The sequence below is a fragment of the Pedobacter sp. MC2016-24 genome, assembly GCF_015223055.1.
In the GTDB taxonomy this organism is placed as follows: domain Bacteria; phylum Bacteroidota; class Bacteroidia; order Sphingobacteriales; family Sphingobacteriaceae; genus Pedobacter.
In genome coordinates, this window is record NZ_JADFBX010000022.1 from 64,763 (window position 1) to 76,731 (window position 11,969).

Sequence of the window (11,969 nt, forward strand, 5' to 3'; positions counted from 1 at the left end):
GATCGATTATATTTGTCTGTAAACATCGGAAAACCCATTCCCTTAATTTGCATGATTTTGTTTATTTTGCGGCAAAACATTGCTATGTCATCACATCACATCGTGCGCGAAAAACAAGAACCAGCACTTTATATCCAAAATCTCGGAAACTTCAATGAAGAATACCTGGGGCAATTGTTAGAATGGAGCCCTACTTTAATTGTCAATGAGGGTAATTATGAAAAAGTAATCAGCCTGGGACTTAAAGTAGACGTGGTAATAAACTCCTCCGCAGATGCCGTTTTTCAGGAAAACACCAGGATTGTAAAAGGTGTAGATGACAACCTCCATGCTGTGCTGAATTATTTGGTGACGGAAAAATACCCCGCCGTAAATATCATTACTGCTGATGCAAAGCTGATGGATCTGACGGCCTATCTAGGTGATATAGATATTGTGCTGTTCACGGAGACAGAAAAAAAGTATGCCATCAAATCCGGATTTAGCGTCTGGAAACCAAAAGGAAGCATTTTTAAAATCGAAATTATCTCTTATTTTGAAACCAGTAATTTAAAACAGGAAGAAAATGGAGACTTTATGGTAATTAACGATGGGTTTGTGACGTTTAATTTTACTACAGCTTATTTATTTATCAGTGAAGTATTATGATTATTTTAAGAAAAGCAAAAGAAACAGATATTGAAATTATCCAGGACCTGGCAAGTAGGACCTGGCCAACGGCATACGCAGAAATCATCAGTACAGCACAAATTGATTACATGCTGGACAAAATGTACAACAAAGGAGAATTACTTTCCCAATTTCAAAAAGGACATGTCTTTTTAATTGCTGAGGAAGGAAGCCGCGATCTGGGCTTTGCAGGATTTTCAATCATTGATTCCGACAACCGCATCTATAAACTACATAAATTATATGTGCTGCCCGAAGCACATGGCAAAGGTTTAGGTAAGCTATTGATCAATGAAGTTGTAAACCAGGTTAAGGATGCAGGCGGTAAGGCCTTGCAACTTAACGTCAACAGAGACAACAAAGCTGCTGAATTTTACAAAAAGGCGGGTTTTATGATCAAGGAAACCGTTGACCTTGACATTGGTAACGGTTTCCTGATGAATGATTATGTGATGGAAAAACAGTTGTAAATCTGTTATTCAATTAATCTTGGAATGCGGGTGGGCGTGTCAGTACCTTTAACAATCGTTATGGCACTTTTAGCAATGCTCTTAATCGTCGACAGGATATTATCTGTATCAAGTGTCTCGTACTCATCTTTTACCGTATGGTACAATTCATCTTTATCAATCTGATCGGTACTGATGGTGTGCGCCGGTACGCCCAGGGCTGCTAAAGTTGCATTGTCACTTCTGTAAAAGAGGTTTTGACGCGGGTAAGGATCCGGGTGAAAAGTAAATGGAGAGCCAGCTAAATTCTTTTGCAGGATTTTACCAAAGTCAGATTTGTCATAGCCGGTAATAAAGGCTGCATTTTTACCAAACTTACTTTCTTTACCAATCATTTCAATGTTAAACATGGCGACTACATCATCCGGATTTAATTTCTTTGAGAAATACTTGGCACCAAAACCACCGATTTCTTCGGCAGTAAAGGCAACGAAAATTAAAGTACGCTCATTATTATTTAATTTTTTATAGTATTTAGCCAGTGCAATCATGGCAGTAGTACCCGAGGCATCATCGTCCGCACCATTGGCAATGCTATCTGTATCATTCCCCTTAATAATCCCCAAATGGTCATAGTGACCCGAGAAAACAACAATTTCGGCCGCTTTTGATTTGCCCCTGATCATTCCTGCGACATTAAACAATGGCCTCTTGTCTGTCGAGTCCTTGAAAAAGGTCTGCCTGTATGTTTTTTCGCCATCCAAAGGTTCCAGGCCTATTTTCTTAAATTCGCTTTCTATTAAACTGGCTGCTTTATCTATTCCAGGTGTAAATGTTCCACGGCCTTGCATGTCATCACTGCTTAAGGTTTTAATTAAGCGGTCTACATAATCCTTTGTAATGATTTTATCAATGTCCTGTGCCCAGACCTGTTGTGTGCAGAAAAGGATGAGTAGCGTGTAAAGGGTTTTCTTCATGATAATTTATTTTGTCAGTTTTTATATTTTACGATTCCCAATCGTGATTTTTAAGCGCATGATATGCCTGGCCTTTAATAATCTCCTTGCGTTTCTCCGTTTCTGTAGACACCCGGGTTTCCTGTATCCCATCGGTTACTTCCATTTCGAAAGCGCGGTCCTGGTCAGACTGGTGTACTTGAACCTGTTCAATGTTGTCTATTACTTTGTCATAAGGACCGCGACTGCTCATTAGTTTTACAAATACAGGCAAACATTCAAAAAATATAAATAATAAACCAATAAAAGTTACAGCAAGAGACGTATTTAGGTCACGGCTACCATCTTTATTAAAGCTCAATTGCCCAAGGGCCCAATTTCGATCTGCAAAACCTGCGATATTGGTTAGGCTGTCCAATTGTTTGCCTGTAAATAATTTCTCGCTCATCAGGCCATCAAATTGTTTACGCCCATCCACAAATTTTTCTAAGGCCCTAACGTCCGACGTTAGCGTATCCAGCTGTTGCTCCCGTTGTTTTAACTCCGCTTCTTTCCTTTTGGCATATGGCCCATAACCCATCACACCCGATGTTTCAGTTGTTTTATTCCCAAAGATTTCGAAGTTTAATTTCTGCCGGTCTGCTTTAATCCCATTGGCTAATGAATCCCTTTCTGCACGCGCCAGATTTAACTTGTTCATTTCAATGGCATACTTGTTCCCGAAAGCAGCGTTTAGCGTATCAATTTTAGCCCTTTGATTATTCAGGTAGCTCACATTTAGCCGCTCTTTAATCTCCTTATCAAAAATTTTAAGTTCCAGCGGGCGGGAAATGACCATGCCAATCATAATCGCAAGTAATATTCGGGGTGTGGCCTGCCAGATCTGTTTGGTGGTACTGGCGCTTTTATTAATGCTGGATACGATGTATCTGTCCATATTAAAAATAGCAAGGCCCCAAAGCAAACCGAAAAACAACGCAAAAAATCCTGCGCCGGCATCACCTTTAAATACGAAATACATGGCGTAACCACCAGATAAGGCTGCAAATAAGCCAGTGAAAAATATGGTAGCACCGATACCTATATATTTGTTATGTTCTGTCGGATATTTCTCAAGCGTAGGAATGTGCGCTCCGGCGCAAAACCAAAAGAATTTCGATATCGATTTCATGATAATAGAACCCGATTTAAATACTGGGTAACTATTAAACGCACTGCCTACTTAGTTGTTACAGAAATTAATCACGATTCATGTAATTTTCTCGATGCACACCTTTTTGTAATATTTCTCTCACTGTTTTTGAATACTAACACACTTTTATCTAAGTTTGAAAAAATTGAATCATATGATAAAGGAAATAACAGTTCAGGAACTGAAAGAAAAAATCGACAATAACGAAGATTTTCAATTGATTGATGTGAGAGAGACATTTGAATATGAAACTTCTAACTTGAATGGCCTGAACATCCCTTTGGGAGGAATTCTGATTGAAGCAGATCAAATTGCGCAGGATAAACCTGTAATTATTCATTGCAGAAGCGGTAAAAGAAGTGCTGCCGCAGTGATGCAATTAGAGCAAATGTTGGGGCATACCAATCTATACAATTTAAAAGGTGGTATTCTGGCATGGCAAGAAGCTTTTGATCCAGGTATGACAGTATATTAATAAAGAATCATGGTCAAAAAAATCGCATTAAACGTTTTTTATAACCTGGGTGTTATCATGTCTTTTTTCGGTATTGTATGGGGTTTCAACAACACCAAATATCCGGTAATAGCCTTATTTGTGTTAACCGGGGCTTTCTTTCTTTACCTGAAAATACAGTTGGTCAAAGAAATGCGTAGTTCACTTAAAAAGAAATAAACGGCACCATATCGGCTCCTTCAAGGCCTAAACCTGGTAAATCGCTTAATATATATTTCCCTTCATGAAGCTCAGGGCTCTTGAAGGGATTATTTTTTGTAAGCCATGGGCCGTCCAGATCTGCCCAATTGCACAAAGGTGCTAATGCGGTACCAGCCAAAGTGGCACAAGAGGTCTCACTCATACAGCCAATCAGTACCTTCATACCGAAAGACCGGGCTTTTAAAATCATTTTGTGCGCTTCATATATACCCGCACTCTTCATCAATTTGATATTGATCCCATGGTAGGCTCCTTTTAACCCATCCAGATCTGAAAGTCTTTGTACCGCTTCGTCTGCAAGAATGGGAATGGGACTACGACCTGTTAGCCATGCATTCCCTTCCAGGTTTGCCCGATCCATCGGTTGCTCAATCAATACCACACCTTGATCGTGCAGCCAGTAAATCATATCAATGGCCTCTTTTCTATCCGTCCAGCCCTGGTTTGCATCCACATATAGCGGAACATTACTTACGCTTCTAATCGTGTTGATTAGCTCCTTGTCATTATCCCGGCCCAATTTAATCTTAAGTACTTTAAAATCTGCCGCATCTTTCACCTTCTCTTTAATAATTTCTGGAGTATCTATACCTATTGTATAAGACGTGAGGGGCATTTTAGAAGGATCTGCATCGTATATTTCATAGCAAGGCTTATTCAGGATCTTGCCGTTTAAATCGTTCAAGGCAATATCAATTGCCGCTTTAATTGCCGGATTCCCAGGTTCAATCTCATCGAGATAACTGACAATTTCGTCAAAAACGAAAGGATGCTTAAATCTTGACCAGTCTATTTTTTTTAGAAAACGCAACGCACTCTCTTCACTTTCGCCCATGTAAGGAACCATGGATGCTTCACCGTAACCCTGAAGTCCCTCATAACTTAGCCTGATCAATAAAATCGGAGTGCTGGTCCTTGAAAATTTCGCGATGGCAAAAGGATGTTTGAGTTCCAGCTGATAAGAATTATAAGCAACTTGCATGGTATATAGTTAGAGATTAAAAAATGTACATTACGGTCATGATACCTTCATAACTGATCAAAACCTTGAAGGCTGCAACGAATGTAAAAATAATATGCCTAATATTGCGCCTAGTATGAATACTTCAATATACCAGCCCTTTAAAAATTTCGATTTTAAGTATAAAAACTGCTTTTTAAGTGGTGATGCCTTTAATGCTCCCCTTACAGAAATCAATATATTACCCGATTGGTTACTGCAGGTAGCGAATTTTAGTGGCGAAGAGCAGATTAAATTGCTCGATGAAAGTGTTCGTTCTTACAATACCCTAAAGGTGCCTTGTAGTACCGAAGTGCTGGAAAACTTTGTACTACCGCTGGAGGATAAAATTGCAAAAGCATTTGCTGAAGGTTATGCCGGCGTTTCCGCACTGGATCCTGCAGACCTGTTCAATTGGATTGGTAAATTCATGTACAGCCTCATTTATATCGAGATGAATGCCGCTGTTCGTTTACAGCAGATCAGTGACGATGGGCTGAATATGTCGCAAGGTCTGATGCACAAGTTTGGGAATTTAAACACCATGATCCAGGGCATTTACAGGGACGTGGTTTTTGAGGATTTTACACCATGGTCTATTGTTGTAGTCCCATTACAGGATACGGAAACAGCGTTTAGTTTTCGCGATGAGATCAATACCCTCACCTTTTCTTTAAAACTGAAAGACTTTGGTATCATCGCCTGCCTGCAGGATAACGGAACCAACAAAAGGTATCATGATGAATTATTAGGGCAAATTGGTACCAATGCCCTTTCTGCACCACAGTTTGAAGAGCTTTGTGCCAGATTTTTCTACTCGGCCTATTTGTTTAACCGTTTACCGGAATATGCCATCATGCCGGTAGAAGGTTCTATATATATAGATGCAATGCCGCTTAAAGGAACGCTAAACAAAGCTTTGTTTGATCACTGGCAGCATAAAACCTATGCGCAGGTATTACAGGATTTTTGGAAACCATGGGGGCATACCTTATTCGAGATCATTAAAGATCCCACCAAACCCATCAGTTACTTCGAACCCGCTTCTTTGCCAGATACGCACTAGCCAATTTTGGCCATAATCTGCATCAAAAAATGCGGAATAGCGTTTGGAACAATAATTACCGTTACGATTAAGCCCGTTAGTGCTCCAAAAAGATGCGCATCATGGTTGACGTTGTCCCTGGCCTGCTTCGAGGCATAGGCGCAGTAAATCAAATATAAAGGTCCAAAAACAACGGCCCAGATTGGAACAGGGATTGGAAAGATAATCATGCTGGAAAAAGGCTGGAACAATATAAAACTGAAAAGTACAGCACTGATTGCGCCGGAAGCGCCAAGACTATTATACCACATGTCGTTCTTGTGCTTAATCACCGAAGGGATGTCACTTAAAATCAGGCCAAGGAAGTAGACCATTCCAAACCTCCATGAGCCGATCATTGCTTCCAATTGAAAAGCAAAAAAATAAAAGGTCATCATGTTAAAGATCAAATGCATCCAATCTGCATGGATCAATCCGCTGGTAATTAAGGTATACAGTTTTTGCCTTCGCGAAACACTATAGGGGTGTAACATAAACTTTCCGTACAAAGTAGGGTCGTTAAAAGCATAAATACTGGTGATGAGCGTAAAAACAAAAATAATCGAGGCAACCGGAGTTGTAGTAAGATATTCCATTTAGAAGTATTTGATTAATATAAGTTTTTTCTGGAAAGCCCCATTGTGCCAAAATGATACCTTAAACCTACGGTATAATAGGCATACATATCCGGACTTCCATTTTTAAATTTAATCGGAGAGTCGTCATAACCGTCCAGTCCCTCTCCAAGTGTGATCGTAGTCTGGCAATTGAAGTTTAAAGCATAACGATAATAACCAGAACCATCATGGAAATAGAAATTAATTCCCAAATTCAATGGAATCATTGGATCTTTTGATTTGCTCTTACCCGGAAATGTGTAGATCATTGGCTTACCATTCTCGTCTGTAACCTGCTGACCATTTTGATCAACAATAAGCTTGGAACGCACGATGGCTTTCATGTCGTTTTGTACAATACCTGCGCCCGCGCCAAGGTACAATCCTTTAATCACATTGGTAAAGCCACTTCTGTTGTAATTGATCAAAGCCCCCAGGGATATCTTCCCATTGATGCTAACGGATTTATACCTGTTGATTGCCTGTCGGCCAGCAGGGTCTGTTTGGGCATCGCCGCTATTGATCTCGCCCATTTGTCCTTCCACACCTAAACTTAAAAAAGGTGTAAAATAGTAATCAAATACTCCATAACCCGCCACACCATAGCCATGCTTGGCCAAATCAGTATAGGATCTGGTAAAGCCCGCACCCGCACCAATACCCATTTTATAAAAATTGGATTGTGCCCGGGTATGAATAAAAAGAACAAGCGCCAGCAACGTAGTTAGAATCGTTTTCAAGGTATCTTCTTTAATGTTTATGCAAAGCTATAATCTTTATATAACTTTGGGTTTTTTATAACTTATTATGCTAAATTATATAAATAAAAACAAATCCCTTCAAAACAGGTTTACAAAATACGTTCAGATAGACACACAATCGGATCCAAAATCTCCAACGGTACCTTCTACTGAAAAGCAAAAAGACCTGGGCAGGGTATTGGTTGAGGAATTATTGGCCATTGGCATTACCGACGCACATTTAGATGAATATGGATATGTATACGCAACCATTCCATCTAATTCTGATAAAAAAGTTCCTGTAATTTGTTTCTGCTCGCATATGGATACTTCTCCGGATTGTAGCGGTTACCAGGTTAAACCAATTATTCATGAGAATTATCAAGGTCAGGATCTGGTTTTACCGGATGACCAGACCATCGTTTTAAAGATGAGGGAACATCCTGATTTGAAAGATCAGATCGGTAACGACATCATCACCGCAAGTGGAACAACCTTACTTGGTGCCGATAATAAAGCCGGATTGGCCGAAATCATGGAAGCAGCAGCTTTCCTGGTACAGAATCCTGAAATAAAGCACGGAACAATCAAAATTCTATTTACGCCTGACGAAGAAATCGGACGCGGTGTAGACAAAGTAAATCTGGAAAAACTAGCGGCAGATTTTGCCTATACCATCGATGGAGAAACCTTAGGCTCTATTGAAGACGAAACTTTTTCTGCTGACGGAGCAGTATTAACCATCAATGGTGTAAGTACCCATCCCGGCTTTGCCAAAGGTAAAATGGAAAGTGCGATTAAAATACTTTCCGATGTCATCAGCGCTTTACCTGCAGACTGCCTTTCGCCGGAATCAACAGAATTAAAAGAAGGATTTATACATCCGGTAACCATTTCCGGTAATGTAGAGCAGGCAGAAGCCCGTTTCATTCTACGTGCTTTTAACGATGAAGAACTCAAAGCCAATGGCGAATTGCTGGATGCTACGGTTCAAAATATCATCGAAGACTTTCCAAATTCAACTTACGAATTGAAGATCAAAGCGCAGTACCGGAATATGAAAGAGATATTGGATCAATATCCTCAGATTATCGATTACGGTGTTGAAGCCATTAAAAGAGCTGGCATTACGCCAAAACAACAAAGCATCAGAGGGGGAACCGATGGGTCCCGTCTGTCTTTTATGGGCTTACCTTGCCCAAATATCTTTGCCGGAGAGCACGCATTTCATGGAAAACAAGAATGGGCTTCCGTGCAGGACATGGAAAAAGCGGTAGAGACGATTGTCAATATTGCCGTGATCTGGGAAGAAAAAGCTTAATCGTTTATCGTTAACCTGGCTAAATACTGGTCATTTTCGTCTTCGAAAATGACCTCTGTATACCATCCGGCTTGTTTAGCCAGGTCTTTTAAAGTCTGCTGATCCACATAAATCCACTTAAACCAATTTCCTTTTATACTTTTATATTCGTACCTGAAGCTCACTTCTCCATAATAGCCGTTTAAAGGAAAAGGCACTTCGTGATATAGGTAAGAAAGGTCAGAACTGTCAAAAACCAATTGCCCCCCTGGTTCAATCAGTGTTTTCACTTGCTTTAAAAAAGCTTTTAAGCCAGGAATGGAGCCAGTAAGTCCAATCCCGTTCATCATGAACAATAAGGTGTCGTATTTTTTTTCTCCAGCAGGAACCTGGTATTTAAGAATGTTACCCTCCATAGCCTGTTTTAAGCCACGCTGCTTCATAATCGTGACTGCAGGAGCTGAAATGTCCATCCCGGTTACATCAAAACCCCTGTTTTGTAAGATCAGGGCGTGACTACCTACACCCGCACCAACATCCAGCACTTTGCCCTTACACAATTCAAGGGCTTTCAGTTCCAGTTCAGGCATTTCATCCTCATCCCTAAAATAAATATCAACCGGCATTTCTTCCGGTTCGTCATATGAATTATGTACCCACAGTGTTTCTGCAGGTGGTTTTGTAAACTGGTCTTTTAAAGCCTCCCCAAATACGTCCATGGCGCAAAGGTAAAAAATCAGCAGGCTTAAAGTTCAAATTCCTGATGATATTCTGGAATGGATACATTTTTAAATCCGGCATTGACCAGGCGTTGCGCAAATTTCTGCTGTACATCATATTCTCCATGTACAAGAAATAATCGTTTTACAGCTGCAGGATTTTGCGAAGAAAGGAATTTTAACAAATCTTCATAATCTCCGTGTGCACTCATAGATTGTATAGAACGGATTTCCGCAATTACATCGTAATCTGCTCCAAATAACCAGACTTTACGTTTTCCAGCTAACAATTGCCCCGCTAGGGAGCCAGGTGAAGCATAGCCAACCATCAAAATCGTGTTTTTATGATTGCCGATGTTATTTCTGATGTGGTGCCTTACCCTTCCGCCCTCTGCCATTCCTGAGGAGGAAATAATTACGCAGGGTCTGCTATCGGCATTTAAAGCTTTAGATTCAGTTACACTTTCTATAAACTTCAGTCCTTTAAAGCTAAAAATATCATGATCGGTCTTCATCACTTCTTTTACACCATTGTTATAAACTTCCGGATGATCTTTTAAAACTTCGGTTGCCTGTAAAGAAAGGGGGCTATCTACATAGTACTGTACATCTGGTAGCTGGTTTTTCAGTTCAAGTGCATTTAAAGCATAAAGTAATTCCTGCGTTCTGCCTACACTGAATGCCGGAATGATCAGCTTACCCTTTTTTCGGATACAGGTTTCCAGAATGATCTCCTTTAAACTTTGCGCTATCGGCCCAATGTCTTTATGCAGAGAATCTCCATAGGTAGATTCCATGATGATGTAGTCGGCCTGAGGGAAAGTTTGTGGGCTCTTCAAAAGTAAATCTCCGTATCGGCCTACGTCGCCACTAAAAGTTAGCTGAATTGTTTTTTCATTTTCCTGAATACTCAAATGAACCGCTGCACTTCCAACAATATGGCCGGCGTCGGTAAATTTTAAAGAGACCTGGTCATCAATTTGAAACTCCTCCTGATAGTCAATGATGTTAAACTGACTCATGGTCTTAATCACATCTTCCTCATCGTACAAAGGCATTTCCTGATCTTCTACCCGGGTGATCTTCTTGTTGGCATACGCTGCGTCCTGCACCTGGATCTTGGCCGAATCCATTAATAAAATCCGCCCAAGGTCCATTGTTGCAGGTGTACAATATATTTTTCCATTAAAGCCTTCGGCTACCAGTCGGGGTAATAGACCAATATGATCTATGTGCGCATGCGATAAAATCATATAAGATACATCGGCAGGATTAAATCCAAATGATTCATTCAGGTTGTCCGTATGTTCACCCATTCCCTGGAAAAGGCCGCAATCTAATAAAATTTGAGTTCCGCTATTTAGCGTAATCAAGTGTTTACTGCCGGTAACAGCTCTGGCTGCTCCATGAAAAGCAATCTTCATGCTTTAGTCTAGGCTCTTACTTTTGATAGGGTATCTTTAACTTGATCCGTTACGTCAGCCAACTTGTCTTTAGAGGCATCTAATAAATCACAAAACCAATCTGTTAGTCTGTCTTTAGTGTCTCCGCCTTTTTCTGATGATAAAATTAGTGCTACTGCTGCGCCAAGTGCTGCTCCTGCCAGTACTCCGGCGATGATTTTCGTTTCTTTTTTCATTGCAAATATTTTTAGTGTGATTAAGTCTCAGACAAAACCTGTTGCAGGTATTGATCTTGTTTAATATAAACAAAAATGAGGCCGAATAGTTTAGATCACGTCAAAGTATCTGAAAAATTTGATGGCATTTGTAGTATAGAAACGTCTTTAAAAGGAAACAGGGATTATCTTTCGATGAATCCCTGCTATTAAGATGGTTGATCCACCACAGATCAACCTAAACCAAACAAACTGCAACTATAACGGGGAACATTGCTTAAAAGTTTGCAGAAAAAAATAAAAAACATTTTTATGACAATTGGGATGGCTTTATGAACCATTAGGCCATCTATTCATGGTATTTCATCACATTAAGCGTTTTGAATATGTACAATATCTGATCTTCTTTTACGATCGTTAGAGGTCACACATATATATACTATATATAAGGAAGGTGTTTTTCCCTAACTACTAGATTCAAGTCCGGATGTGTGTCCCGTATATTTCGAATGGATGTTGAACTTCAGACTTCAATTATTGCTTAATCCTTTAAAAGGCGTTCGTTCGTTTTTAGCCCCAGCAAGGCCCCAGCAACGCCAGCCGAATGCCCCGGCAAGGCCCCTGTAATTATAACGATGATACGACCATGATACGACTTTGGGGTCTGTTGCCACAAGCCGTATTTTAAAATTATCGTAAACTCAGATCCATTAGTTTGTTTTTAGTCCCGGTTTGAGACGGTTCTTTTGCGATACTCCTTTAATGGATACGTTTTTTTCCGCTTGAAGCTAAGCGACTTAGCGGCGCTAAACAATTAACAGTGTATAAATGTTTGGTGGGTGGATAAATTTTCTTACTTTTGCAACCCGCTTCGGAGGAAGGGAAACAGTGAAAGGGATAAAGAGAAGAA

Annotated in this window: 14 protein-coding genes; 6 read left to right on the plus strand and 8 right to left on the minus strand. The window is 40.2% G+C overall.

All coding sequences use genetic code 11. From position 1 onward, the window contains the following. Positions 1 to 84 precede the first annotated feature (84 nt). Together IM797_RS26955 and IM797_RS26960 are read left to right on the plus strand one after the other, a co-directional pair. Positions 85 to 648 carry a thiamine pyrophosphokinase gene (locus tag IM797_RS26955; protein ID WP_194130336.1) on the plus strand — a complete coding sequence of 188 codons (564 nt, stop codon included), beginning with the start codon at positions 85 to 87 and terminating at the stop codon, positions 646 to 648. Continuing rightward, on the plus strand, positions 645 to 1,139 hold the full coding sequence (locus tag IM797_RS26960) for a GNAT family N-acetyltransferase (RefSeq protein WP_194130337.1): 495 nt from the start codon (positions 645 to 647) through the stop codon (positions 1,137 to 1,139). Before IM797_RS26955 ends, IM797_RS26960 begins: the two co-directional genes overlap by 4 nt. A 5-nt stretch (positions 1,140 to 1,144) precedes the next feature. Here IM797_RS26960 and IM797_RS26965 read toward each other — a convergent pair whose 3' ends face one another. Then, positions 1,145 to 2,095: a M20/M25/M40 family metallo-hydrolase gene (locus IM797_RS26965; RefSeq protein WP_194130338.1), complete on the minus strand. Its 951-nt coding sequence runs from the start codon at positions 2,093 to 2,095 to the stop codon at positions 1,145 to 1,147. A 28-nt stretch (positions 2,096 to 2,123) separates the two neighbouring features. Beyond that, positions 2,124 to 3,245 (minus strand): DUF4407 domain-containing protein, encoded by a 1,122-nt coding sequence (locus IM797_RS26970; RefSeq protein ID WP_194130339.1) that lies wholly within the window; start codon positions 3,243 to 3,245, stop codon positions 2,124 to 2,126. 178 nt (positions 3,246 to 3,423) lie between these two features. Between IM797_RS26970 and IM797_RS26975 the strand changes: the two genes are divergently transcribed. Continuing rightward, positions 3,424 to 3,741 (plus strand): rhodanese-like domain-containing protein, encoded by a 318-nt coding sequence (locus IM797_RS26975; RefSeq protein WP_194130350.1) that lies wholly within the window; start codon positions 3,424 to 3,426, stop codon positions 3,739 to 3,741. 9 nt (positions 3,742 to 3,750) lie between these two features. Continuing rightward, positions 3,751 to 3,939: a DUF6358 family protein gene (locus tag IM797_RS26980; RefSeq protein ID WP_194130340.1), complete on the plus strand. Its 189-nt coding sequence runs from the start codon at positions 3,751 to 3,753 to the stop codon at positions 3,937 to 3,939. Here IM797_RS26980 and IM797_RS26985 read toward each other — a convergent pair. Beyond that, on the minus strand, positions 3,926 to 4,963 hold the full coding sequence (locus tag IM797_RS26985) for a dipeptide epimerase (protein WP_194130341.1): 1,038 nt from the start codon (positions 4,961 to 4,963) through the stop codon (positions 3,926 to 3,928). The genes IM797_RS26980 and IM797_RS26985 overlap by 14 nt on opposite strands. 115 nt (positions 4,964 to 5,078) lie before the next feature. Here IM797_RS26985 and IM797_RS26990 point away from each other — a divergent pair, with 115 nt between their 5' ends. Continuing rightward, positions 5,079 to 6,047 (plus strand): hypothetical protein, encoded by a 969-nt coding sequence (locus IM797_RS26990; protein ID WP_194130342.1) that lies wholly within the window; start codon positions 5,079 to 5,081, stop codon positions 6,045 to 6,047. Here the strand turns inward: IM797_RS26990 and IM797_RS26995 are convergent. Together IM797_RS26995 and IM797_RS27000 are read right to left on the minus strand one after the other, a co-directional pair. Beyond that, on the minus strand, positions 6,044 to 6,661 hold the full coding sequence (locus IM797_RS26995; protein WP_194130343.1) for a rhomboid family intramembrane serine protease: 618 nt from the start codon (positions 6,659 to 6,661) through the stop codon (positions 6,044 to 6,046). The two genes, IM797_RS26990 and IM797_RS26995, sit on opposite strands and share 4 nt — an antisense overlap. A 14-nt stretch (positions 6,662 to 6,675) precedes the next feature. Beyond that, positions 6,676 to 7,422, minus strand: coding sequence for a hypothetical protein (locus IM797_RS27000; RefSeq protein WP_194130344.1), 747 nt, complete (start codon positions 7,420 to 7,422; stop codon positions 6,676 to 6,678). A 67-nt stretch (positions 7,423 to 7,489) separates the two neighbouring features. Here IM797_RS27000 and pepT point away from each other — a divergent pair, with 67 nt between their 5' ends. Next, positions 7,490 to 8,743 (plus strand): peptidase T, encoded by a 1,254-nt coding sequence (gene pepT / locus IM797_RS27005; protein ID WP_194130345.1) that lies wholly within the window; start codon positions 7,490 to 7,492, stop codon positions 8,741 to 8,743. On the opposite strand, the gene IM797_RS27010 is transcribed toward pepT, so the two are convergent. The 3 genes from IM797_RS27010 to IM797_RS27020 are packed head-to-tail and all read right to left on the minus strand — an operon-like array spanning position 8,740 to position 11,080. Then, a complete protein-coding gene (locus tag IM797_RS27010) occupies positions 8,740 to 9,441 on the minus strand; it encodes a bifunctional 2-polyprenyl-6-hydroxyphenol methylase/3-demethylubiquinol 3-O-methyltransferase UbiG (RefSeq protein ID WP_194130346.1) in 702 nt (233 codons plus the stop codon). The two genes, pepT and IM797_RS27010, sit on opposite strands and share 4 nt — an antisense overlap. A gap of 26 nt (positions 9,442 to 9,467) precedes the next feature. Further along, entirely contained in the window at positions 9,468 to 10,865 is a 1,398-nt protein-coding gene (locus tag IM797_RS27015; RefSeq protein WP_194130347.1) for an MBL fold metallo-hydrolase RNA specificity domain-containing protein, read from the minus strand. A gap of 8 nt (positions 10,866 to 10,873) precedes the next feature. Then, positions 10,874 to 11,080: a YtxH domain-containing protein gene (locus IM797_RS27020; RefSeq protein ID WP_194130348.1), complete on the minus strand. Its 207-nt coding sequence runs from the start codon at positions 11,078 to 11,080 to the stop codon at positions 10,874 to 10,876. Positions 11,081 to 11,969 lie beyond the last annotated feature (889 nt).

Excerpts from the sequence above, each read along its gene's own strand:
- IM797_RS26980 (WP_194130340.1), top strand. The coding sequence starts at position 3,751 with ATGGTCAAAAAAATCGCATTAAACGTTTTTTATAACCTGGGTGTTATC.
- IM797_RS27010 (WP_194130346.1), bottom strand. The coding sequence starts at position 9,441 with ATGGACGTATTTGGGGAGGCTTTAAAAGACCAGTTTACAAAACCACCT.
- IM797_RS26960 (WP_194130337.1), top strand. The coding sequence starts at position 645 with ATGATTATTTTAAGAAAAGCAAAAGAAACAGATATTGAAATTATCCAG.
- IM797_RS27015 (WP_194130347.1), bottom strand. The coding sequence starts at position 10,865 with ATGAAGATTGCTTTTCATGGAGCAGCCAGAGCTGTTACCGGCAGTAAA.
- IM797_RS27020 (WP_194130348.1), bottom strand. The coding sequence starts at position 11,080 with ATGAAAAAAGAAACGAAAATCATCGCCGGAGTACTGGCAGGAGCAGCA.
- IM797_RS26955 (WP_194130336.1), top strand. The coding sequence starts at position 85 with ATGTCATCACATCACATCGTGCGCGAAAAACAAGAACCAGCACTTTAT.
- IM797_RS26970 (WP_194130339.1), bottom strand. The coding sequence starts at position 3,245 with ATGAAATCGATATCGAAATTCTTTTGGTTTTGCGCCGGAGCGCACATT.
- IM797_RS26990 (WP_194130342.1), top strand. The coding sequence starts at position 5,079 with ATGAATACTTCAATATACCAGCCCTTTAAAAATTTCGATTTTAAGTAT.
- IM797_RS26985 (WP_194130341.1), bottom strand. The coding sequence starts at position 4,963 with ATGCAAGTTGCTTATAATTCTTATCAGCTGGAACTCAAACATCCTTTT.
- pepT (WP_194130345.1), top strand. The coding sequence starts at position 7,490 with ATGCTAAATTATATAAATAAAAACAAATCCCTTCAAAACAGGTTTACA.
- IM797_RS26965 (WP_194130338.1), bottom strand. The coding sequence starts at position 2,095 with ATGAAGAAAACCCTTTACACGCTACTCATCCTTTTCTGCACACAACAG.
- IM797_RS26995 (WP_194130343.1), bottom strand. The coding sequence starts at position 6,661 with ATGGAATATCTTACTACAACTCCGGTTGCCTCGATTATTTTTGTTTTT.